This window comes from Proteus faecis, from assembly GCF_003144395.1.
Lineage (GTDB): Bacteria > Pseudomonadota > Gammaproteobacteria > Enterobacterales > Enterobacteriaceae > Proteus > Proteus faecis.
Genome location: NZ_PENZ01000042.1, coordinates 1 through 23,016 on the forward strand (window position 1 = coordinate 1; position 23,016 = coordinate 23,016).

The following is a 23,016-nucleotide window of genomic DNA, read 5'->3' on the forward strand; positions in this document are numbered from 1 at the left end:
GGCAACGATTGAAACGTTCAGAGCCTACGTTCAGAGTCAGTCAACGTCTGATTGATCTTTAAAGCCCTGCGGGCTTTTCGCTAAGCGTGTTATTTCCCTAGGTTAAATAACTGCATTTAATGGTTTAGTTAGCTTGCTTATTTAACCTAGTTTTCATCCCCTATGTTTCATTTGATAATTCTATTTACCTTAACATTAGCTTTCATTTTACCTCGAATTTATTCGGGGTATTTTTTATCTCACCCATATTATTGATTTTGCTTTATCAGCACTCATTTGATCTTTGATGAAATAATCATCTGGCTATCTTTATCAATAATAGGCAAAATTAACATCAATGATTTAGCTCAATTCCCTGTTTACTATTAGAAAAGAGAGCGCCTCGCATGACTGGATTAATTATTACCATCGCGTTATTGGGTCTTATTTTTTATTATTACAACCGTATTATCTCTATGCGTGAAGCAGTTATCTCAAGTGAAACTGAAATTTCAGTGCAATTAGATCGTCGTGGCAAAGTATTTGATAGTTTATTAGCCACTGTTAAAAAATACCTTAGCCATGAGTCTGAAGTATTTACTAAAATCACAGAATTAAGAACGCAAGCTCAAAGCGCAAATAGCAAAGAAGCCAAAGTAGCTGAAGATGAGTTATCAAAAATTGTCTCAAGTGGTGCCATTAATGTTGCCGTTGAAAATTACCCTGAATTAAAATCCGATACTATTATGGCAAATTTACAAGAAGAGATTGTTTCAACCGAAAATAAACTCTCTTTTGCAAAGCGCGGTTTCAACCGTACTTTAGAGCAATACCGAGCTTTCATCGCCTCTATTCCAGCGGTATTTATCGTTAAAATTTTCCCAAGCCTAGTGATTGATAAAGAGTACTGGCGCCTTGATGAAGGAACCATTAAAGCAGAAGAAGCGCGCCGCATTAATTTTGACTAATTTTATCGTAATAAAAGGTATTTATTACTTCTAGATTGATAAAAACAGCACTTTACCGTGCTGTTTGGAGTCACTAATGGATTTCAGAAATGTTCTACGAAAAAATGCTATTCGAACTCGTTTTGTTATAGCAACCTATTTACTCTTAATGCTTATGATCGGTTTGCTGGTGGATACGGCGATTGGTGCCAATCCTTATTTAGATCTTAGCGATAATATGTTGGCATTTCTGACGTTTCACTCTCTTCCCATTGCGACATTAATTATTCTCGCTATCTCTATTTTATTGCTTATCTTTATTCATTTTAAAGGGCATAAAATCATGCTAACGGGAATGAATGCACGATTAATTAGTCCTGATGACACCTTAAATGCACAAGAGCGCCAACTCCTTAATATCGTTGAAGAACTTAGCTTAAGTGCCACTCTTGGCTACATTCCTAAACTCTATCTTCTTGATACACCTGAAGCGAATGCCTTTGCAGCCGGTTGGTCTGAGAAAAATGCCTTTATTGGTGTAACAACAGGCTTACTAAATCGTCTTAATCGCCAAGAAGTACAAGCTGTATTAGCCCATGAAACAGGGCATATTATTCATGGTGATTCACGACTGACATTATATGTTGGCATATTAGCTAACGTTATTTTGACCGTAACAAATATCTTTGGTAGTCGCTTATATATTGCCTCTAGTAACCGTGGTGGTAAAAGTAATGATGCAGCAAGCAAAGCGCGACTCATTTTAATCATTCTAAACTTGGTTTTGCCGATCATTACACAGGTGCTCTATTTCTATTTATCCCGCACCCGTGAATATATGGCAGATGCTACCGCTGTGGATTTAACCCAAGATAATCAAGCGATGATTAATGCATTAAAGAAAATTTCAGCGCAGCATGATGATGAAAATTTTGAAGATGGTTCGACGGGACGCGCTTATCGTAAAGCGGCCTTTATTTTTAATAAAGGAGATTCATTTTTCTCAACACATCCCTCAATTGAAAATAGGATCGCAGTGCTAGAAGGTCGAAAAACGTTTTAAGTCGTATTGAAACAATACAGTAAAAATAAAAAAGCGTTAGCACCAGTTTATCAATATGGCGCAAACGCTTTTTTTAATTCATATGATCTAAAATAGACTGATTTAACGTTGCTTTTCACCGTGATGGAAAATAGCTGTACGTAGGCGCTCTTGTTGCTCATAACGCAGTGGAAAATCAATCGTTTTATCTTTGCCTAATTCAACTAAAAGCTCGTTCATTGTTTGAATACTAGTTGTGGCAATAGCATCATCAACTTGCTTAACTATTTCATCATAATGAGACATCATGATCTCCTTTTCTCATAAAAATCTTAACTGCTATCATATTACAAGAAAGAGAAATTCTATATTTTTAGTCACACAAAGCATGACTAAATTGAATTAAGTGGCTTATTTTTTGTCTCTTGCCCCAATAACATCACCGCTAAAATTCCAATCACAATCGAAAAACTAAAAATCAAAAATATTGAGCTTATTTCAAATTGATACTGAACCAAGTATCCCACCATTAAAGGCCCTAGTATTCCACCAATACGCCCTATTGCAGTTGCTGTTCCTGCACCTGTTGTCCGAATTCCATCGGGATATTGTTCTGGGGTATAAGCATATAAAGCCCCCCAAGCACCCAAATTAAAGAACGATAACAACATACCGAAAATAAGCAATGTCGCAGTAGAATCAGCCACACTAAAATAATAAGCACTAATGGCAGTACCCGCTAAATAAGTCACTAAAACAAACTTTCGCCCATATCGCTCAATTAACCAAGCCGCCGTAAAATAACCAGGCAACTGCGCTAATGTCATAATAAGTACATATTGAAAGCTCTTAATTAAACTAAAGCCTTTTAACATGGCAACACTTGGTAACCACAAGAAAATACCGTAATAAGAGAAAACCACACAAAACCATAAGATCCACAACATTAACGTTGAGCGACGATATTGCGGCGACCAAATTAATGCCATTGATTGACGAATCGATAAACGTGTTTTTCTCTGTAAAATATGCGATGAGGGAGGTTCAGGTAATTTTGAACGCAAATAGAGAGCATATACTGCAGGTAAGGCGCTTAATAGCATAGCCATACGCCAACCATAATCGGGAATAATAAAATAAGCAATCAAAGCCGCGATCAGCCAACCGACAGCCCAAAAACTTTCTAATAAAACGACAATGCGCCCTCGTTCATGGGTTTCCACACTTTCACTAACCAGTGTGGAGGCAACAGGTAATTCCCCTCCTAATCCCATGCCAATAAAAAAACGTAAAACAAGCACGACCATCAAAGAGCTTGCAAATGCTGTTAATCCACAACCTAAACTAAATAGTAACAAAGTAAAGATAAAGACAGGTTTGCGCCCTTTTCTATCAGCCATAATGCCAAATACAAACGCGCCGACAGCCATTCCAATTGAGTTTATACTACCAATCCAACCTAATTGTGATGCCGTTAATCCCCAATCTTCTTTTAATGCCGTGAGTAAGAATGCTAGTAATCCCACATCCATTGCATCAAAAGTCCATCCCATGCCTGCAATACATAAAAGCTTATTACGAGAGATTGCCTCAGGTTTTTTACCTGTTTGGCTTGCCGTTGTCATTACATATCCTTTTTATCCCCTACCAAAGTGTTTAGTATACTAAACAAGAAAAATCATTTTGTTAATACCTTAGTGAGAATTTAAATAAAAATTAACATTCATGCAGAAAAAATAGTTAAAAAAAACCGGTATCTCTAATTAAGATACCGATTTAAACTTTTATCACTTTTTCTTTGATTTTTTTGATTAGCTTCTTAAACCGCGACCTTTTTCAATTAAATACCATGCGATAACGTAAAACACAGTAATGAAAAGACACAGAACACTAATCGTCACCGTTAAAGAGACATCCGTAATACCCAGAAAACCGTAACGGAAGCCGCTGATCATATACACAATAGGGTTTAATTTAGACACACCTTGCCAAAATTCAGGTAAGAGTGACAGTGAATAAAACACACCACCTAAATAGGTTAATGGCGTTAAAACAAAAGTTGGAATAATACTAATATCATCAAAGGTTTTCGCAAAAATCGCATTCAATAACCCGGCGAGAGAAAACACAATTGAGGTCATCAGTAATGTCACCACAACCATTGTCCAAGAATGTATTTCTAGAGGTACAAAAAATAGTGAAACTAAAGTCACTAAGATACCAACACAAATACCACGAGCAATACCACCGCCAACAAACCCAGCAATAACAACATGCGTTGGAACGGGTGAAACTAATAATTCTTCTATACTACGTTGAAATTTAGCACCGAAAAAAGAAGAAGAAACATTCGCATAAGAGTTTGTTATAACTGCCATCATAATCAGGCCAGGAACAATAAACTGCATATAATCGACACCGCCCATATCGCCAATTCGTTTACCAATCAGGTTACCGAAAATAACGAAATAGAGAGACATCGTTATCACTGGTGGAATTAATGTTTGTACCCAAATACGACCAAATCGGGTGACTTCTTTAATCCAAATTGTTTTGAGGGCTACCCAATACAGCTGAATCATTCCCTCTCTCCTTCTACTGTATGCTCTTCATTAACTAAGTGAACAAATAATTCTTCAAGTCGGTTGGCTTTATTTCTCATACTTAACACTTGAATACCTTGTGCATTAAGTTGAGCAAATACACTATTTAGTCCTTGCTCTCTTTTAACATCAACTTCTAATGTTGATGTATCAACCAAGCGATATTGATAATTTTGTAATTCAGGTAGTGGGCTTTTCGGCGCTAAATCTAAAATAAAGGTTTCAGACTCTAATTTACTTAATAGCCCTTTCATACTGGTATTTTCAACCAGTTCACCACGTTGAATAATACCAATATTCCGACACAGCATTTCGGCTTCTTCCAAATAGTGTGTGGTTAGAATAATGGTAGTACCTTCAGCATTTAATTGTTTTAAAAACGTCCACATTGAGCGACGTAATTCAATATCAACACCTGCGGTTGGTTCATCAAGAATAAGTAGTTTAGGTTGGTGCATCAATGCACGCGCAATCATTAAGCGGCGTTTCATCCCCCCAGATAAAAAACGCGCTCTATCGTCACGTTTTTCCCATAAATCAAGCTGGGTCAAATAAATTTCAGCACGTTCTAACGCTAATTTACGAGGCACACCATAATAACCCGCTTGATTGAGAACAATTTGTAATACGGTTTCAAAAGGGTTGAAATTGAATTCTTGTGGCACTAATCCTAATTGACGTTTTGCATTAACCATATCGGTATCGGTGTCATAACCAAATACTTTGACTTTACCGCTACTCTTATTAACTAAAGAGCTAATAATACCAATCGTGGTCGATTTGCCAGCGCCATTAGGGCCTAATAAAGCATAAAAATCGCCAGCCTCAACGGTGAGATTAATTCCTTTTAGCGCTTTTACGCCATTGTGATAAGTTTTCGTTAACTCCGTTAACTCCAATGCATACGTCATAAGTGGGAATTACCTTTTATCAACTGCATTATTCAGCATTGACTGAGCTGAAATCAGAAAATAAGCTTAGTTCAAAGAACAGAATGGAATAAGGTATTCTAGAGAATATTCCGTGGCAAATAAACCGTTTTAGGGCTTATGACACAAACGAATAAATAAATATTTTTTAACTATTACAAGAATAAAAAATAAAAGATAAAGAGAAAGTAAATTAGCCATCAAGGTGCAATATTCTTTTATTTCTTACCAATATTCTGATGCTGTAATCATTTTATCCCTTAGTGCAATCATTTAGCCTAATTGATACCAATAAAATTATTGCCTTTGTTTCTCGAGTTTACTGATGAATATCATCTAGCCATTTATCTCCTCAAATCAATAATGTCTTTTATTTTTTTACCCTTCTCGCTTTCAGTATATAAATAAAACTAACAATCATAATTATTAGTTTTATTTATATAATATTTATAAGTGTCTATTTTGGAATAATACAATATTCGATTTAACAAATAGTTATCTTTTTGTGTATTTGATTTACATCAAAGAATGTATTGATAAATTCATTAAACAAATGCTATAAAAAGTTCTATCTTATTTGAAAGCGAAAAATTACAAGCAATTATCTGTCACTTGGCTTTAAAAAGCCTTCTGATAAATTCAAAAGTAATGGTATAAAAATACCCTTTCTTAATGGATCTTCGCATCTAACATTAACACAAGAGCTATTTCGTGTTGGCGTACTGTCAGCGCAAATGGTGGGAAACCGAATTTACAGGCAGTCACATCATGATGAGAAAGATTGAAGAGCTGTTAGCCAATAACAAGCAATGGTCAGAATCTGTTACTGAAGAGAATCCTCAGTTTTTTAAAGATCTCTGCAAAGGACAAAAACCTCACTTTTTATGGATTGGCTGCTCTGACAGTCGCGTTCCAGCAGAAAAATTAATTAACGCGGCACCGGGGGACTTATTTGTTCACCGTAATGTAGCAAACTTGGTTATCCACACTGACTTAAATTGTCTTTCTGTGATCCAGTATGCTGTTGATGTATTACAAGTTGAACACATTATTGTCTGTGGTCACTATGGTTGTGGTGGTATTGAAGCAGCTATTGAAGGCACCGAATTAGGTCTTATCAATAACTGGTTACTACATATCCGCGATATCTGGTACAAACACAGTTCAATGTTGGGTGAACTTGCGCCACAAGATAGATTAAACCTACTTTGTGAGCTAAACGTTATCGAACAAGTGTACAATCTTGGCCACTCAACAATTATGCAAGCAGCGTGGAAACGTGGACAAAAAGTGATGATCCACGGTTGGGTTTACGGTTTAAATAATGGTGAGCTACACGATCTTGATGTCACTTCAGATAGCCGAGAAAAACTTGAACTCTCTTATCGTCAAGCAATGGCTAAATTGAGTCATCCACGTTAATAAAATACGTTCTATTAAATAAAAAAACCCGCCTAATGAAGTGCTCTATAAAACTGGACACGTTTGTTAAGCGGGTTTTCCGTTTCTATTTTAAGTAAATAAATTACTCATCTAATAACGTTACATGCCCAATATAAGGCAGGTGACGGTAACGCTGTGCATAATCGATACCGTAACCAATAACAAACTTATCTTCGATGGAATAACCAATCCACTCAACAGGAACATTAACTTCACGGCGAGAGGGTTTATCCAATAAAGTACAGATAGAAATAGAAGCAGGCTCACGTAAGCTTAAAATCTCTTTAACACGATTTAAGGTGTTACCTGAGTCGATAATATCTTCAACAATCAGAACATCTTTGCCACGAATATCTTCATCGAGATCTTTAATGATTTTGACGTCACGCGTTGACGTCATACCATTACCGTAACTTGATACTGTCATAAAATCGACTTCATGGTTCACATCAATTTCACGGCATAAATCAGCCATAAAAATAAAAGAACCTTTTAATAAGCCGATTAAGACAAGATCATGTTGATCTTGACGTGGACGGTAATGTTCTGAGATTTCACGCCCTAGCTCAGCAATACGCTGTTTGATCTCTTCTTCAGAGATCATGACATCAACAATATGTTTCATGATTTATTTCGATTGGGTTAACGGGGAAAGCAAACGATTGTACCAGAACTTCCTTCATCATGCGATGATCTGATTTAATGAAAATAAAGGCACAAAATATCCATTTCATGCCATTTATTAATTTATCTCACTGATATTGATAGCTTTTACAGTGATTGATTATTTACTAACAGTGAAACCCGCCATCATTCCGGTATCTTCATGCTCCAATAAGTGGCAGTGTGCCATAAACGGATGTGCTTTTGTCGCTAAATGATCGAACTTCACTAAAATTTCGCTAAATTGTCCTTCAACTTTCACAATATCTTTCCAGCCTTGGCGATGCTTCTCTGGTGTTCTACCATTTTCAGATAAAATGCGAAATTGTGTACCATGAACATGGAATGGATGTAACATCATGTCACCACGACCGGAGACAACCCAACGCTCATAAGTGCCTTGTTTTACATCAAATGCGGGTTCAGTCATTGAGAATGGAATACCATTGATACTATTAGCATTATAGATATCAAGATCCACACCACCATGACCACAATTCATTCCGCCGCCCATCATGCCACTACCGTTTCCTTGGCGCATATGACTCATTCCATGATGAATACCCGCTAATGCTTTATCACCATAACGTTCTGTTAATAGCATCATGCCTTGCATATCTAAACGCATATCCATACGTAAATGTAATGTACGAGTTGCAATGTTACTGAGTGTTGGTAATGCCGGAATTAATGCTAATTGATCAGGTAAAGTACCTTGTGCTTTTTCCGCTGACGGTAATAAACGTAACACAGGTAATACATTATCAAACGGTGCTAACACCATGCCCATTTGACGTACAGGTAAAGTAACAATATCAAAATCACGACCATCTGAGGTATCGACTAAAACCTCAAAACGCTCTCCCATTAAAATAGGAAGTTCTGTTACTTTTACGGGTTCCGCTAATAACCCACCATCACTCGCTATCACATACATGGGTCTGCCATCACTAGTGGCAAGGTTTAAGCTGCGAGCATTACAACCATTTAAGAAACGTAATCTTACCCAACCTTTCGGTACAATATGCTGTGGTTGGATCGCCCCATTGGTCAACATCATATCGCCAAACCAGCCAATCGCCGCACTCATCACATCGAGTTGATAATCAATTTGTCCTTCACTGTCTAAACGTTTATCTTGCAAAATAACGGGTAAATCATCAACACCCCAGCGATTAGGTAATTTACCGCTTGCAGTTTCCTCATCTTCAATAATCACTAATCCGCCTAATCCCATTGCGACTTGTTTCCCAGTAACACCATGAGTATGAGGATGGAACCAGCACGTTGATTCAACTTGATTGGGTGTAAAAGTAACAGTACGAGATTTTCCAGGCTCAATCATTGCTTGTGGACCGCCGTCTTCTTCACCACTAATTTCAAGCCCATGCCAGTGAACGGTTGTCGTTTCGGGAAGCTGGTTATTAATATTGATAGTGACTGATTGACCACGTTTTAATTTCAATGCTGGCCCTAATAAACTGCCGTTATAACCCCAAGTTGTTGTACTTGCCGTCGGAATAAATTGAGAAACACCTTGTTGAATATTAAGAACAATCTTTTGTTGAGCATCAGGGGTAATTTGAGGTGGAATAGCCAATGAAGGCGTGTTACTTTGGGCAAACGCAAAACGGCTCCAGCTCGGTAATAATGTAACAGCACTTAATGTGGCGCCTAATTTTAAAAATTCGCGACGTTGCATAATATATTCCTTTGAATAAAAACAAGTTATTATGTATTTATCGAAATAAGATGAATAAAGATGTTTTTTAATCTATTACCAATGCTAAAGTTTCCCCTTACTGGAAGGTCAATTTAAAACCCAACAAAACAGAGGGTCTTTGCAAAACTTTTAACTACATTAAGCCAAATAACAAAACTTGCTAAATCATCACACAAAGGAACAGCACACCTAATGAAAAAAATGTTCGCCTTGTTCTGCACACTAACGTTTTCTTTTACTCTGATCTTTTCTTCGAGTACAAAAGCGTTAACTTACACACAAGCAGAAGACTTGGCAGATTTAACCGCCATCTACCTTTTTTTAAATAAAGATTGTGGTTATGAGCAGATATCAAAACCTAAAATTGAAAGAGCGCTATTGATCTTTTCTCGCTCACAGCAATGGGATGTCAGTAATTACTCGACATTGCCAATGGGTCAATTGAATGAAGATAGTTACAATGATTTAAAAGGCATTAAAGTGACACACAGTAAAAAATGTCAGCTATTAGCCAATAAATCGCTAAGTTTATTAAATTATTAATACTTGTGTTAACTCACTATTGGATAAATAAAGCGGGATAACCTCTTTAAATACCGTCGAGATATAAAATGACTGATAGAGGTTATCAAAAGATTTTTCTACCTTTCTTTATGCTAATTATTTTTCTTCTGTCTATATTCATTCCAATACAAAGCAACTGATGGAATACTTTGAATAATCAACATTCGAAAAATATGATTCGACATAACAAACGCCGCATCTACATTCATCGTTATCGCTGCAAATGTCATTGCTTCCATACTTCCCGGCGCCCAAGCCAATACTAATGTAGCCCAAGGAACCCCCGTTAAATAAGCCGCACCATAGGCAACAATTACGGTTAAAATCACATTAATAATCACCACTTGTACAGAAGAAAAGGCATTTTTAATTAGTGATGAAAGCGGAAAAACCACAAAGTGAGCACCAATGTTCATACCAATTAACACCATGCTCAATTCATTAAGTAACATGGGAAAAACAATAGATTCGCTAACAAACGATTGAACCAGTATCGCACTACCTAATGAGGTCAACATAAAGGGTGCAGGAAATCGAATTTTCTGCAATAAAAGTCCAGAGCCCAACCCTAAAGCAGCAATCAATAATAACCACAACAATGAAATAAAGGTCATTTCGGGTATAGAAAATTCTGGCATATTAGCTTTATCTGAACCCACAATAAAACCCGCCATAATAATCAGCACCATTAAACGAATGGTATGAGAAATCACAATTTTTTGAGGTGGCGTTTTCGTATGATCAGTTAATGCTAAAATAGCCGCCATCGCCCCAGGTACCGCCCCAAGCATTGACTCTTCTTTCGTCCAACCAATATGGCGATGAAACCAAAAATAGCTCACAAAAAACTGAATGGCTAAACACACAACAAGGGTGAGTAATAGAATGAGTAAGTTATCAGCACTCCCTAAATGAACTTGGTTAAACATTAAACCAACCGAAGTGCCTAAAGTTAGCTGAATAAACGTCAATGTATGTTTAGGAACGGCAAGCTCCCATTTAAAACGGTAAGCAATGATAACGACAAGAATTGGCCCAAACATCAGTGCCATAGGCAAACCTGAAAGAGTAAGAACACCACCGATTAATGCACAGAATAAAATACCTGGTAGAGTTTTGAAAAACGACATGTTGTGTTATCCAGCTTTTTTAATTATTGTTTCCATCCTAGCATTTGTATAAATATTTAATAACCAAATAGTGATAATGTAATTATTATTTTTATTAATATTAAGAGCCGAATATGTCGTTACAGATCACCACAAATCCAACATCGAATGAGATCAATGAGATTTATAAAGGATTGCTAATCCACAATCTTCACTATATTCAGATGGAACAATACACACCACTTGCCGTTTTTAAGGAAGAGAGCAGTAAAAAAATAGACGGGATCACAGGAGATATTTTAGGAAATTGGCTACGCATTCGTTATTTATGGGTAGATAAAGCCTATCGTGGAAAAGATATAGGAACAGAATTACTGCAAACAATGGAACTTGCAGCAAAAGAGAAAGGTGCCAAATATGCAGAAGTGGATACTTTTAGCTTTCAAGCCCTGCCTTTTTATCAAAAGCAATGATTTGAAATATTTGGCATGCTAGAAAATTATCCCTTTAGTGATAAGAAGTATTATTTAAGAAAAGATTTATAGTTTTTTGCTAGTTTCATTTATTTTACTAGTATCTTATTTTTATCTAAATTCGAATAAACGTCCGTTCTCATTTATATTGAGTTGAGTTGAGTTGATTCTAATTCATATTCTAATTCATATTCTAATTCATATTCTAATTCATAATTTATTTCATATAATAATTTATTATATATTTTATCCAATAAGTCATCATTTATTTCACCCAATAATTTCTTATATATTTCACACCATGATTCATAATTTATTTTATCCGATAATTCATCTATATGAAAAATAATTTCTTTTATTTTCTTGATTGAAATATTACTGCATAAATTATTATCACCCAGTTCAAGATCTAAATTATTTTCTTCATTCACATAATTAGATGAATATTTCTGTATTTGTGTATCTATCTGTACTGGTTTATCTGTATGTTCAGTCATATTTATTTTTATCAAATTAAAATATTTCTCTTTCCATTCTTGCATTAAGCTATCAAAGGAATATTTACTATCACTGTTTTTATTAAGCGCTATCATCATAATAGCTGATAATTTATTTTCCACTTCATTTTTTATATTATTATCAAACTTATCAAACAATTGAACTTCTTCAATACTTATAAGTAAAAAACTCATTAATTTTATAAAATCCCCCCTTTCTTTTTCCGTTGAAAAGTTACTCATAAAATCATATTTTTCATTTAAATGAATATTTTCAAATTTAAATTTTAAAAATATTAATTTTAAAATATTTTTTATGCTTTTATCATCCAATGCATTTATTCGATTTTTTATAATTTCATTTAATACATCGACAATTAACTTATTTTTGCCCCCCTCATCTCCCTCATTATTGAGTGATGAAAAAAAATCCTTAGCTCTTTTTACTTCATTTAAATAGTTACAATAACTATAAAAATCAAATTTATCATTTGCATGAGAAATTATATTTTTTACAGTATTTAGATTGTTAATTATTGTTTTATCTTCAATTACATTTATTTTATCAAAGGCTTTGCTATGTTTTTTTATATCAACAACATCAGAAAGTTTATTATTCTTTATATCCTTTATAAGAAAGAAAATCTCTATTTTATGGAATAAAAAAATTACCCCTTGAATAAACTTCTTGGTAAAAGAAGGTGCAACAGGGGTATTTTTTATCCCGCTTATATTTTTTGTAAAAATATAACATTCCTTTTTTGGAAACGAATTTTGTTTATTTAAAAATAAAATATTTGGTTCAAATGTATTTTTTTTAATAATCATAAATTATTCGCCTATATAAGTTATATACAAATTAATTATTAACCATGAAAATAAAAAATGATTTAATAAAAGAATCATATATGTTCAAAATAATTTGAAAAATATTTTCTAAGCACTTCATCTTTCGATTTATCTAAATCATCAATACTTAACCCTAGTCGACTAAAAATACCTTTTAGTTTGTTTTCTATAACTGTACTCTGTGTATTAATAGTACCATTCCCCCCCTGTGTCACTACACCTTGATTATAGTACTCCGTTGTTACATTTTTTTTATTTTCAAAAGTTTCATAGCTAATTAATAAAATAATAGCATCCTGTGCCCACTTGTAATTAATGTTATTACTTGAATTTTTAAATAATCGAGAAAAAAGATTATTTCCATTATCATTTTTCTTTATATTTTCATAAAAACTATTATTGAGAGAGTTTATTATTTTCTCTGTTGGCTCTCCCATATTTTTATAAATATCTTTACTTACCATTCTTATTAAGTTGTCTACCTTAGAAATAGACTTTTCTTCACCAATAAATTCTTCATCTTTTGATAAGTAGTTAAATAACTCTTTCGTTATATTTAAAGACAATTCTTTTTTAGCATCTTCTAAATTACCATGGGAATTTTTAATAATTTCTAATTTATTTTTTTCATTAAAAATAGAATCAACAATATTATCAAAAAAAGCTCCAAGTTTTACACCATTATCATGACTATTAACTTTTTCTTTTATTAATTTTTTTATATCATCAATTTTATTAGAAGAAAACAATTCATCTATATTTGAATCAGAAATAGAATTTAATTCATTCACTATTTTATTAGGTAGATCAGAATAGTTTTCTTGGAATTTATTCTTAGCTAAATCAGCTTTTAATTCATCTTTTATCAATTTAATATCATTAATAAGCTTACACTCCAAAGCCTTTTCTAAAGTTTGATATTTAATCATAATATCTATTTTATTATTGCTATTTGTTTTTTTAGTTATTACCTGATTAACATTATCAGTAAATGTTTGATTTAAAAAATCTAATTTATTAGAAAATTTTTTAAAAACTTCTTTATTATTTAATACATTGTCAAATTTAAATTCTTGTAATGCTTTATTTACACCTTTATTTTGAAGATTTATTCTTACAGGTAATAATGATCTATTTATAAATTTAAATGGGGAAATAAAAAAGATTAATAAGTTTTTAAAACTTCTTGTCTTCTCTGTTTTAAAATAAAGTTTTTGATTTGTATTTAGCTCTTTTTTTCCTGAGTTAGTAATCCAATCAGGGAGTTTATTTTCTTTTTTTTCTAAGTTAGGAATACTATCAGAGAGTTTATTTTCTTCTCTTTCAATGGTTTTATTTTGTGTATTATCAGTATTATGATCAACACTCACATTTTCATTTAAAATATCATTATCACTATCACTAGCTAATTTTTGCAATTCTTTAATTAAATCATCCAATTCAATAAAATTATTTCCTTGTTTGGTAACTTCTTCGTTATTTAAATTATTTGATACTACATTAGAATAATTATCTTTAGATACTGCATCAGGAGTATTACCTTTAGATACTGCATCAGGAGTATTACCTTTAAATACTGCATCAGGAGTATTACCTTTAGATACTGCATCAGAAGGATTACCTTTAGATACTGCATCAGGAGTATTACCTTTAAATACTGCATCAGGCGTATTACCTTTAGATACTGCATCAGCAGTATTACCTTTAGATACTGCATCAGAAGGATTACCTTTAGATACTGCATCAGGAGTATTACCTTTAAATACTGCATCAGGCGTATTACCTTTAGATACTGCATCAGCAGTATTACCTTTAGATACTGCATCAGAAGTATTACCTTTAGATACTGCATCAGAAGTATTACCTTTAGATACTGCATCAGGAGTATTATCTTTAGAAACTAATGTACTATCCCGACTATTATTTAATAAATTAGCACATGTTTTTATATATTCACCAATAGATGATAAAGGTATATGTTGATCTTTATTATTATAACTATAATTGATTGGTAAATTTGTATTCTTAATAGATTTTAAATTTTTTAAATTAGTCCATTTCTCATTGAAGTTAGTCTTTGAATTACTGATATTAGTATTAATTTCTCTTGTTATTTCAGAAATAATCATTTTTTAACACCTTATTTAAGAATAATTATAGATAGTCTATTACTCTTATTTTTTTAAGTTTATAAAAAATCGCACAATAGTAATCAATCAACTCAATTTAATAAAAGAAGCATATATAATTTATAATTAAACATAGAAATAAAAAAAGATATCAACAAGTGATATCTTTTTTTAGTTTACTAATTTATATTCCGCTGGAATTTAAAAATAATTTATTTCTTAATCATTCTTTTAAATCATTATACACCGTAGCTCTTGAAACACCGAGGTATTGTGCGGTAATTTCCATTGCTTTACGCAGTGAAAGATAACCTTCATCCTGTAAACAGAGTAACAACTCGCGCCTTTGATGCGGTTTTAGTGCTCTTGGTGTGACTGAATAAGTCGCAGAAAACTCATCAATACGTTTTTTCAGCGAATCTTCAGTCACTGAACTAAAGGTTTCAATAATGTCATTACCTTCTTCAAGGGTTGCAAATTGGTTAAGCACCATTTGTAATCCTTTGATCATTGAAATATCAATATTCAAGCATAACGCTGCAACATAATTGCCTTGTTTGTCTTTAATACCAATAGAGGTACTTTTTGCTGTTCTTCCATCTGGAAACTGATTCGGGTAATTTGCCACAATCTGAGGAAAGTCCGACGATTCAATACGTGCCATTCCCAATTCTGTTGCTCTATCCCCTACTTTTCGACCTGATAGATTATTTTCAATGACCATAATGGTATTTTCACTATCGGTTAGATCATGAAGTACAACTTCACAAAAAGGCGATAATGTTTTACCAATGCCTTGTGCAATAAATTGTAGTTGTTCTACCAGCCACTCTTGGTCTTCTGTTTTATGTGACATAACGATCCCTGCAATAGCTAAAACGTAAATGATTTATACAATTTTAACTGATTTATTCAAATAATTAATCGTTATCTGCAGGATAATCAGATTTTGCCTGATTTAAAATAGCTTTTGCCATCCATTGAGTCATATCAATGACCTGTTGATCATCCATTTTCCAGATATCTTTCATTACTAAAAAGACTTCAGACCCATAAATTAAAGAGAACGATTTAATCACCTTATCCCACATTTCTTCAGGATAATGTGCTTTTAATGGTTCAATAACTTTGAGTAAAATCTCTTTACGGTGACCGCGAATAAACCGTTTTTCTGCATATTCACTTGATTGTCTCTCTTTTGCCCATTGCTGTAATGAGACTTGTAATGCACCACGCAGCGCGCCTTCATGTTTAAACATTTGTGGATAGGCAAGATTGAGCAATTCAGTAATGCGTTGTTGTGTATTATCTTCAGGTGTGGGGCTCCATGCAATGATCGGTGCTAAACTTGCGTCAACTGTGGCACTAATTAAATCACTTTGTGTGGGAAAATAACGATATGCGGTTGCTCTCGAAACACCTGCATGTGCCGCTAATTCCGACACAGTCGGTAACATTCCTTGCTCAAAAAGCCCCAATGCTGTTGTCACCAATAATTGATGGGTTCTTTTTCGTGTACCGGACATTGCATCCGTTTCATCACTGTAACTCATAGAAAATCCTTCGTTATTTCTACACTTTTATGTGTCTGACTTATCTTAAGCTAAATACTCACAACACTTAACGCTTACTTTAGGTGATTAATTGCACCTTATCGACTTTTAATAGATAAAAAATAAAAATAATGAGACAACAGTCTCAAAACAGTGCTATTATAAATGAAACTCAAGTCTCATTGTGATTATAATCTATCCGTCGATAATCATAAAAGGTATGGGAAGGCTTATGAAACAGTATTCTGGCTCTATCTATATTGCCACAACGCTTGATACTAAAAGTGCTGAAATTTTTTATGTCAGTGATTTAATTAAAAAAGCAGGCCTTCCTGTTAAAACCGTTGACTTGACAACCAAACCCACGGCATTAGCAAGAGAAGCCGATATCACCGCAACAGAAGTTGCACGTTTTCACCCTAATGGCCCAGAAGCCGTGTTTTGTGGCGATAGAGGGAAAGCAATAGAAGCGATGTCAATCGCATTTGAACGCTATTTAACTCAGTCTGATGATGTCTTAGCCATTCTTGGGCTAGGCGGTTCTGGCGGAACGGCACTGATTACACCAGCAATGCAATCTCTGCCAATTGGCGTACCTAAATTGATGGTATCAACGATGGCGTCTGGCGATATTTCAGGCTATATCGGTGCAAGTGATATTTCAATGATGTACTCCGTCACAGATGTATCCGGCTTAAATCGCATTTCTCGTAAAGTCCTAAGAAATGCGGCGAACCAAATAGCTGGTGCTGTTTATTTTTACCAAGAAGAACAAGTTGTTGATAAACCAGCTGTCGCATTAACGATGTTTGGTGTCACTACACCTTGTGTACAGCAACTTACTCAAAAACTTGAAAATAATTATGACTGCCTTGTTTTTCACGCAACAGGAAGTGGCGGTAAAGCCATGGAAAAACTGGTAGACAGTCACTTACTTCATAGCGTGCTCGATCTTACAACAACAGAAGTGTGTGATTACTTGTTTGACGGTGTACTTGCTTGTGATGAAGACCGTTTTGGTGCAATCGCCCGTACCAAAATCCCTTATATAGGTTCTTGTGGTGCATTAGATATGGTGAACTTTGGTCGCCCATCGAGTGTTCCGGAGAAATATAAAGGGCGTCAATTTTATCATCACAATGCGCAAGTCACCTTGATGCGTACAACACCAGAGGAAAACCGTCAATTAGGTATCTGGATCGCTGAAAAACTCAATCAGTGTGAAGGTCCATTGCGGTTTGTATTACCACAGGGCGGTTTTTCAGCTCTGGATATTGAGGGAGCCCCTTTCTGGGATCCTCAAGCAAACCAAGCTTTTTTTGATGCATTTATAACAACATTTAAAGAGACAGAGACTCGTCAGTTAGTCATCAGTCCTTATCACATAAACTCTGCTGAGTTTACTCAGCAAATTTATGATTTACACCAGGAACTTATTTGTTAACCACGGAGAAAGAAGAATGACTCATTCACGTGAAACATTACTAAAAAAATTCAATGAAATGATTGCACGCCACGAACCAATTATTGGCGGTGGTGCAGGCACAGGGCTTTCAGCTAAGTGTGAAGAAGCCGGTGGTATTGACCTTATTGTGATTTATAACTCTGGGCGTTATCGTATGGCTGGCCGTGGCTCTTTAGCGGGTTTATTAGCTTATGGTAACGCTAATGAAATTGTTATGGATATGGCAAAAGAAGTATTACCTGTTGTTAAACACACACCTGTACTTGCTGGTGTTAATGGTACAGATCCTTTCTGTAACTTTGATAAATTCTTAGATGAAGTTAAAGCAACAGGCTTTGCTGGTGTACAGAATTTCCCAACAGTAGGCCTGATTGATGGAAATTTCCGCGCTAATCTAGAAGAAACAGGTATGGGTTATGGCCTTGAAGTGGATATGATCCGTCAAGCTCATGAGAAAGATCTATTAACCACACCTTATGTCTTTAGCCGTGAAGATGCGATTGCAATGACTGAGGCTGGCGCAGATATTATTGTACCTCATATGGGATTAACAACGGGTGGTAATATTGGTGCTGAAACAGCATTAACATTAGCAGACTGTGTGCCTTTAATTAATGACTGGGCCAAAGCGGCAAAAGCTGTACGTTCTGATGTCATTGTGCTTTGTCATGGTGGTCCAATTGCAACGCCAGAAGATGCACAATATATCTTAGATAATTGCCCAGATTGTCACGGCTTCTATGGTGCTAGTTCAATGGAACGCTTACCGACAGAAGTGGCATTAACCGCAACAACCAAAGAATTTAAAAATATTAAACGCTAATTCAAAATCATCAAGTTTGCCTAAGCGTTAATCTATATTGCCCACATAATGTGGGCAATATTTTATGCAGAGTGTACTAATTACAATTAAACCAATTTTGCAATTAATGTATTCAAATCCCCTGCTAAAAAATCAACAGGTGGGATCTCAATAACCGTATAAGCACCTGCACGTTGTTTCATACTTGCTCTTGCGGCAGATACCATAAATTGAGACGTCAATGCAGGATTGTTAATATGCATTGAATATTCAAATAATTGGTTATGTGTTTTACCTGACACGCCTTTATGGATCATCTGAACGCCATGTCCCACATCTTTTAAGCTATCGACACAATCCACTTGTTTCACATGAGTTTCATCAGAAGAAAAATAGCTATCAGCTTTAATGGCCTGCTCTACTTGATTAAAATTCGCCCCGGCATCCAACTCCACGTAAACCATACGACGATGAACCCCCGTCCCTAATGGAATAGTCATGGAAAGCGCATCTTTTACGCCATCAATCGTTTTAGCTGCTACACTATGCCCCATGCTCATACCAGGACCAAAGTTAGTATAAGTGAGCCCTTTTGGTGCCATGGCTAACATTAACGTACGAATAATAGAATCTGAACCAGGGTCCCAACCCGCAGAAATAACCGCTACACGGTCGTGTTTTTTTGCAACTTCATCTAGTTCTGTTTTTAATGACACAATTTCACTGTGAACATCAAAACTATCTACTGTATTAATACCTAAACTTAGAATAGATTTAGCTAATTCTTTAATTGCACGAGTCGGTGAACATAAGAGAGCAACATCAACATTACCTAATGTTTTAATATCGTTAGTCACGGTAATATTTTGCAGTTCTTCTGGTACATTATTGATATCACGACGAACAACCCCCATTAATTCAAAATCTTGAGCAGCTTGAACTGCTTCTAATGCAAATCGACCAATATTGCCATAGCCAACAATAGCCACTTTTATTTTAGTATTCATTAATTCCCCTGACTTTAACGTTACCATCTCTTAATGATAATAATGATTAGTTATCAATGAATAAACCATATATATATCTTTTTTGCCAGATAAACATTATTTACACTATTACCTTATAAATAAACCTTGTAGAATCTCTCATCTTCCTACGCGTTTTATTAATAATATCGATTTCACTCTGTGTTTAAGAAGGTTTTCAATGCATCAGTCTGATGTAGCGGATCGCTCACTTTTTTCCCTTAGTTGGCCAATATTTATAGATATTTTTCTACATCTAGCCACACTATTAATTAATACTTACATGGTAAGCCACGTTTCCACTGCTTACTTAGCAGCTATGGGCGTTGGTAACCAAGTTTTTGATCTTTTTATCACCATTTTTAGCTTTATTAGTGTGGGATGTAGCGTAGTTATTGCCCAATACTTAGGTGCAGGTAAAAAAGAAAAAGCCAGCCAAGCAATTCATATTTCTATCGCTTTTAACGCGTTACTTGGCATTAGTAGTGCATTAATCATTCTTTTCTTTGGCTACAATATTCTGCATATTATGAATACGCCTGAGCATTTAGTGCAAGATGGCTACAACTACCTACATATTATTGGTATTTGCCTTATTCCTGAGGCTGTTTCAATTATTCTTGCCGCTTGTCTGAGAGTTTATGGCAAATCTAAAGCAGCGATGTATGTCACATTGATCGCCAATATTGTTACTGTTATTGGTAATATGATTGTGCTTTATGGCTTTTTTGGTTTACCACAATACGGATTAGTCGGCGTTGCTTGGTCAACTGTTGTCGGCCGTATTATTGCTGTTATCTTACTGTGTGGATTACTGTTCTACGGTTTGCGTATTAAATTCGAAGCCAAACAACTCGTCGTGTGGTCTAAAAATATGTTAGGGAAAATCCTACATATCGGTTTACCCGCAGCGGGAGAAAACTTGGTTTGGATTTTACATTATATGACTGCATCAGCCTTTATTGGATTAATGGGCGAAGTCCCTCTTGCAGCACAGACTCTCTATTTCCAACTGTCATTATTTTTAATGCTCTTTGGTATTGCGATTAGTATTGGTAATGAAATATTAGTGGGTCACTTAGTTGGTGCAAAACGTTTTGATGATGCTTTTACTAGAGGCTGGAAAAGCTTAAAAACGGGTGTAATATTTACCATCGGGGTGGTTATTGTCTATTGGTTTATGCGTGATCCTATTTTGTATTCCATTACAGAAGATCAACGCATTATTGACCAATTAATTCCTCTGTTTATTTTGTCGGTCTTTTTAGAGCCAGGGCGCACCTTTAATATTGTGATGGTGAATGCCTTGCGTGCAGCAGGCGACGCTAAATTCCCGTTGATGACGGCAATCTGCTTTATGTGGGGTGTGGCTATTCCGGTAGGCTATTTCCTTGGAATAAAAATGGAAATGGGTCTAATTGGTATCTGGATTGGTTTCCTTTGTGATGAATGGCTACGTGGATTAACTAACGCATGGCGTTGGCGGTCTCGGAAATGGCAAACTAAACGTTTGGATATTTAATCTTAAAAAGCCTGATAAATCATTATCAGGCTTTAACTAGAGATCTCTACTTAAACCTTCTTTATGATATTTAGCTAAAACCAAACTAATTATCGCATTTAAAATATCGTTAACTCTTTTTATATTGTTAACTTTTGAAAGATTTATATTTTTCTCGTAGCCATTTAATATTTTATAAAAAACATTCGTCAAATAATAGTTTTTCTTATCATTCCTAAAAATCAACTCTTTTAATGATATTTCTTTTATTTCTTGAAGGAATTCATTTGTAGTAAACTATATAACCAATTAAATTCAATCTAATCACTATAAAACACACACTTATTTTTTCATCTTTTTTAACAACTCATCTAGTGTAAATTTTTTATTTTCATTAGATATATTAAGTTGTTCATCGATTTCACTTAAAAATTCATTAAATGAATCATCATTATTTTCATTTAATTTATCATGCCCATCAAAAACTTCTTTCTGTTTCTCTGCCTCTTTTAAATGTTCAACTTCATTTAAATTACTGTTATCTGTGGCTGTGATTTTGTCTATAACACCACTTTCATCATTACTTTGTTCTTTTTTTAAATATTGCAAATATATAATATTATTAACTTTTTTATTTAAATTAAAAAAATAATCTGAGGTTTCCATTTTTTTTAAATAATCTTCTTTATTAAAATAATCTGTTTTTTTATGTTCTTTATCTCTATTGTAATCATCTAAATAATTAGCGACTTTAGCAAGAAACACATACCCATAACTATTCTCTCCATCGGATAACCGATCTAACAATGAAATATTTTTTGTAATGTCAAGCAAGAAAGATTTAAAGCTTTCTTTTTCAGAAGGAATTACATTTTTACTGACATTAGGATTAAATTTATCATCCATATTTTCACTGATACTTTTTGACTTAGTCATTATTAAATAACCGTCATTCATACTATTAGATTTCAAATTAGATGTGTTTTCATAACCACCAAATTTCACATAATTATATTCATTCTTATTATCTAAATTAGATGTATCTTCATAACCATCAAATTTTACATAATTATATTCATTCTTATTATCTAAATTAGATGTGTTTTCATAACTACCAAATTTCACATAATTATATTCATTCTTATTATCTAAATTAGATGTGTCTTCATAACTACCAAATTTTACATAATTATATTCATTTTTATTATCTAAATTAGATGAAATAAAATGGCTATTGAATTCACTCGATGACTTGATGCTATTGTTTGCTGATGATTTGAACTGTCTATCTGTAATATAATCAATTAGTGATAATTTACTTTTTAATATACTATCTTGTTTACTTAAATGAATGTTATTAATAGCCTCGTCAATTGAAATCAAATCTCCATTTGGAAGTTCAATATTATTCAAAATTTTCTGTTTTTCCTTTAAAGGACTTTTTTTATCATTTGTAATCTTAGCCTCTACTTTTTCATTATTTACATTATTTTCTCCTTTGTTTCGAATGCTTAAATTTTTAGACTTTAAAAATGTAGTATTTTTATCAAATCTAATTTGATAATTATTCTGATAAATGAATTCATTTATTGAGTTCTTTACTCTAATAGATAATTTAGAAATAGATAATTTTATTTTTTCATTTATAGAGCCTACTTTATTAGTAATAAAGCGTGTTTTTTTACTGACTTCATTAATAATATCCATTTTTTAAATATTT

At 34.0% G+C, this 23,016-nt stretch carries 21 protein-coding genes; 8 read left to right on the forward strand and 13 right to left on the reverse strand.

The features are described 5' to 3' along the window. The first annotated feature begins 386 nt into the window (after positions 1-386). A complete protein-coding gene (locus DK858_RS13675; protein WP_109397892.1) occupies positions 387-947 on the forward strand; it encodes a LemA family protein in 561 nt (186 codons plus the stop codon). A gap of 76 nt (positions 948-1,023) precedes the next feature. Then, positions 1,024-1,989: a zinc metalloprotease HtpX gene (gene htpX / locus DK858_RS13680; protein WP_109397893.1), complete on the forward strand. Its 966-nt coding sequence runs from the start codon at positions 1,024-1,026 to the stop codon at positions 1,987-1,989. Between the two features lie 102 nt (positions 1,990-2,091). Here htpX and DK858_RS13685 read toward each other — a convergent pair whose 3' ends face one another. The 4 genes from DK858_RS13685 to DK858_RS13700 form a co-directional block, all read right to left on the reverse strand. Then, positions 2,092-2,274, reverse strand: a complete 183-nt coding sequence (locus DK858_RS13685; RefSeq protein WP_109397894.1) for a DUF2526 family protein — start codon at positions 2,272-2,274, stop codon at positions 2,092-2,094. 86 nt (positions 2,275-2,360) lie between these two features. Next, entirely contained in the window at positions 2,361-3,593 is a 1,233-nt protein-coding gene (locus DK858_RS13690; RefSeq protein ID WP_109397895.1) for an MFS transporter, read from the reverse strand. A gap of 186 nt (positions 3,594-3,779) precedes the next feature. Further along, the gene (locus DK858_RS13695; protein ID WP_109397896.1) at positions 3,780-4,550 is read right to left on the reverse strand and encodes an ABC transporter permease; all 771 of its coding nucleotides are present in this window, start codon (positions 4,548-4,550) and stop codon (positions 3,780-3,782) included. Next, positions 4,547-5,482 (reverse strand): ABC transporter ATP-binding protein, encoded by a 936-nt coding sequence (locus DK858_RS13700; protein WP_109397897.1) that lies wholly within the window; start codon positions 5,480-5,482, stop codon positions 4,547-4,549. The genes DK858_RS13695 and DK858_RS13700 overlap by 4 nt, the downstream gene beginning before the upstream one ends. A gap of 786 nt (positions 5,483-6,268) precedes the next feature. On the opposite strand from DK858_RS13700, the gene can reads away from it, so the two are divergent. Beyond that, a complete protein-coding gene (gene can / locus DK858_RS13705; RefSeq protein ID WP_036932822.1) occupies positions 6,269-6,922 on the forward strand; it encodes a carbonate dehydratase in 654 nt (217 codons plus the stop codon). Positions 6,923-7,025: 103 nt separating this feature from the next. Here can and hpt read toward each other — a convergent pair whose 3' ends face one another. Together hpt and cueO are read right to left on the reverse strand one after the other, a co-directional pair. After that, positions 7,026-7,568 carry a hypoxanthine phosphoribosyltransferase gene (gene hpt / locus DK858_RS13710; protein ID WP_109397898.1) on the reverse strand — a complete coding sequence of 181 codons (543 nt, stop codon included), beginning with the start codon at positions 7,566-7,568 and terminating at the stop codon, positions 7,026-7,028. A gap of 159 nt (positions 7,569-7,727) precedes the next feature. Then, positions 7,728-9,308, reverse strand: a complete 1,581-nt coding sequence (cueO, locus tag DK858_RS13715) for a multicopper oxidase CueO (RefSeq protein WP_109397899.1) — start codon at positions 9,306-9,308, stop codon at positions 7,728-7,730. A 213-nt stretch (positions 9,309-9,521) separates the two neighbouring features. Between cueO and DK858_RS13720 the strand changes: the two genes are divergently transcribed. Beyond that, complete coding sequence (locus tag DK858_RS13720) at positions 9,522-9,872, forward strand: YacC family pilotin-like protein (protein ID WP_109397900.1); 351 nt, start codon at positions 9,522-9,524, stop codon at positions 9,870-9,872. A gap of 113 nt (positions 9,873-9,985) precedes the next feature. Here the strand turns inward: DK858_RS13720 and DK858_RS13725 are convergent, their stop codons facing one another. Beyond that, complete coding sequence (locus DK858_RS13725; protein ID WP_109397901.1) at positions 9,986-11,023, reverse strand: AbrB family transcriptional regulator; 1,038 nt, start codon at positions 11,021-11,023, stop codon at positions 9,986-9,988. 113 nt (positions 11,024-11,136) lie between these two features. Between DK858_RS13725 and DK858_RS13730 the strand changes: the two genes are divergently transcribed. Beyond that, positions 11,137-11,475, forward strand: a complete 339-nt coding sequence (locus DK858_RS13730; protein ID WP_228407326.1) for a GNAT family N-acetyltransferase — start codon at positions 11,137-11,139, stop codon at positions 11,473-11,475. Positions 11,476-11,618: 143 nt separating this feature from the next. On the opposite strand, the gene DK858_RS13735 is transcribed toward DK858_RS13730, so the two are convergent. The 4 genes from DK858_RS13735 to DK858_RS13750 all read right to left on the reverse strand — a co-directional run bounded on the left by DK858_RS13735 (position 11,619) and on the right by DK858_RS13750 (position 16,503). Continuing rightward, entirely contained in the window at positions 11,619-12,800 is a 1,182-nt protein-coding gene (locus DK858_RS13735; RefSeq protein WP_109397902.1) for a hypothetical protein, read from the reverse strand. A 74-nt stretch (positions 12,801-12,874) separates the two neighbouring features. Next, complete coding sequence (locus DK858_RS18370) at positions 12,875-14,950, reverse strand: transcriptional regulator (protein WP_109397903.1); 2,076 nt, start codon at positions 14,948-14,950, stop codon at positions 12,875-12,877. 223 nt (positions 14,951-15,173) lie between these two features. After that, the gene (locus tag DK858_RS13745; protein WP_006535016.1) at positions 15,174-15,806 is read right to left on the reverse strand and encodes a helix-turn-helix transcriptional regulator; all 633 of its coding nucleotides are present in this window, start codon (positions 15,804-15,806) and stop codon (positions 15,174-15,176) included. A gap of 64 nt (positions 15,807-15,870) precedes the next feature. Continuing rightward, a complete protein-coding gene (locus DK858_RS13750; protein WP_109397904.1) occupies positions 15,871-16,503 on the reverse strand; it encodes a TetR/AcrR family transcriptional regulator in 633 nt (210 codons plus the stop codon). A 232-nt stretch (positions 16,504-16,735) separates the two neighbouring features. On the opposite strand from DK858_RS13750, the gene DK858_RS13755 reads away from it, so the two are divergent. Further along, positions 16,736-17,947, forward strand: coding sequence for a Tm-1-like ATP-binding domain-containing protein (locus DK858_RS13755; RefSeq protein WP_109397905.1), 1,212 nt, complete (start codon positions 16,736-16,738; stop codon positions 17,945-17,947). A gap of 16 nt (positions 17,948-17,963) precedes the next feature. Continuing rightward, positions 17,964-18,791, forward strand: a complete 828-nt coding sequence (locus tag DK858_RS13760; RefSeq protein WP_072063635.1) for a phosphoenolpyruvate hydrolase family protein — start codon at positions 17,964-17,966, stop codon at positions 18,789-18,791. 86 nt (positions 18,792-18,877) lie between these two features. Here the strand turns inward: DK858_RS13760 and DK858_RS13765 are convergent, their stop codons facing one another. Then, positions 18,878-19,777 (reverse strand): diaminopimelate dehydrogenase, encoded by a 900-nt coding sequence (locus tag DK858_RS13765; protein ID WP_109397906.1) that lies wholly within the window; start codon positions 19,775-19,777, stop codon positions 18,878-18,880. 199 nt (positions 19,778-19,976) lie between these two features. Between DK858_RS13765 and DK858_RS13770 the strand changes: the two genes are divergently transcribed. After that, positions 19,977-21,317 carry an MATE family efflux transporter gene (locus tag DK858_RS13770; protein ID WP_109397907.1) on the forward strand — a complete coding sequence of 447 codons (1,341 nt, stop codon included), beginning with the start codon at positions 19,977-19,979 and terminating at the stop codon, positions 21,315-21,317. A gap of 321 nt (positions 21,318-21,638) precedes the next feature. Here DK858_RS13770 and DK858_RS13775 read toward each other — a convergent pair whose 3' ends face one another. After that, positions 21,639-23,003, reverse strand: a complete 1,365-nt coding sequence (locus DK858_RS13775) for a hypothetical protein (RefSeq protein ID WP_109397908.1) — start codon at positions 23,001-23,003, stop codon at positions 21,639-21,641. Positions 23,004-23,016: the final 13 nt, after the last annotated feature.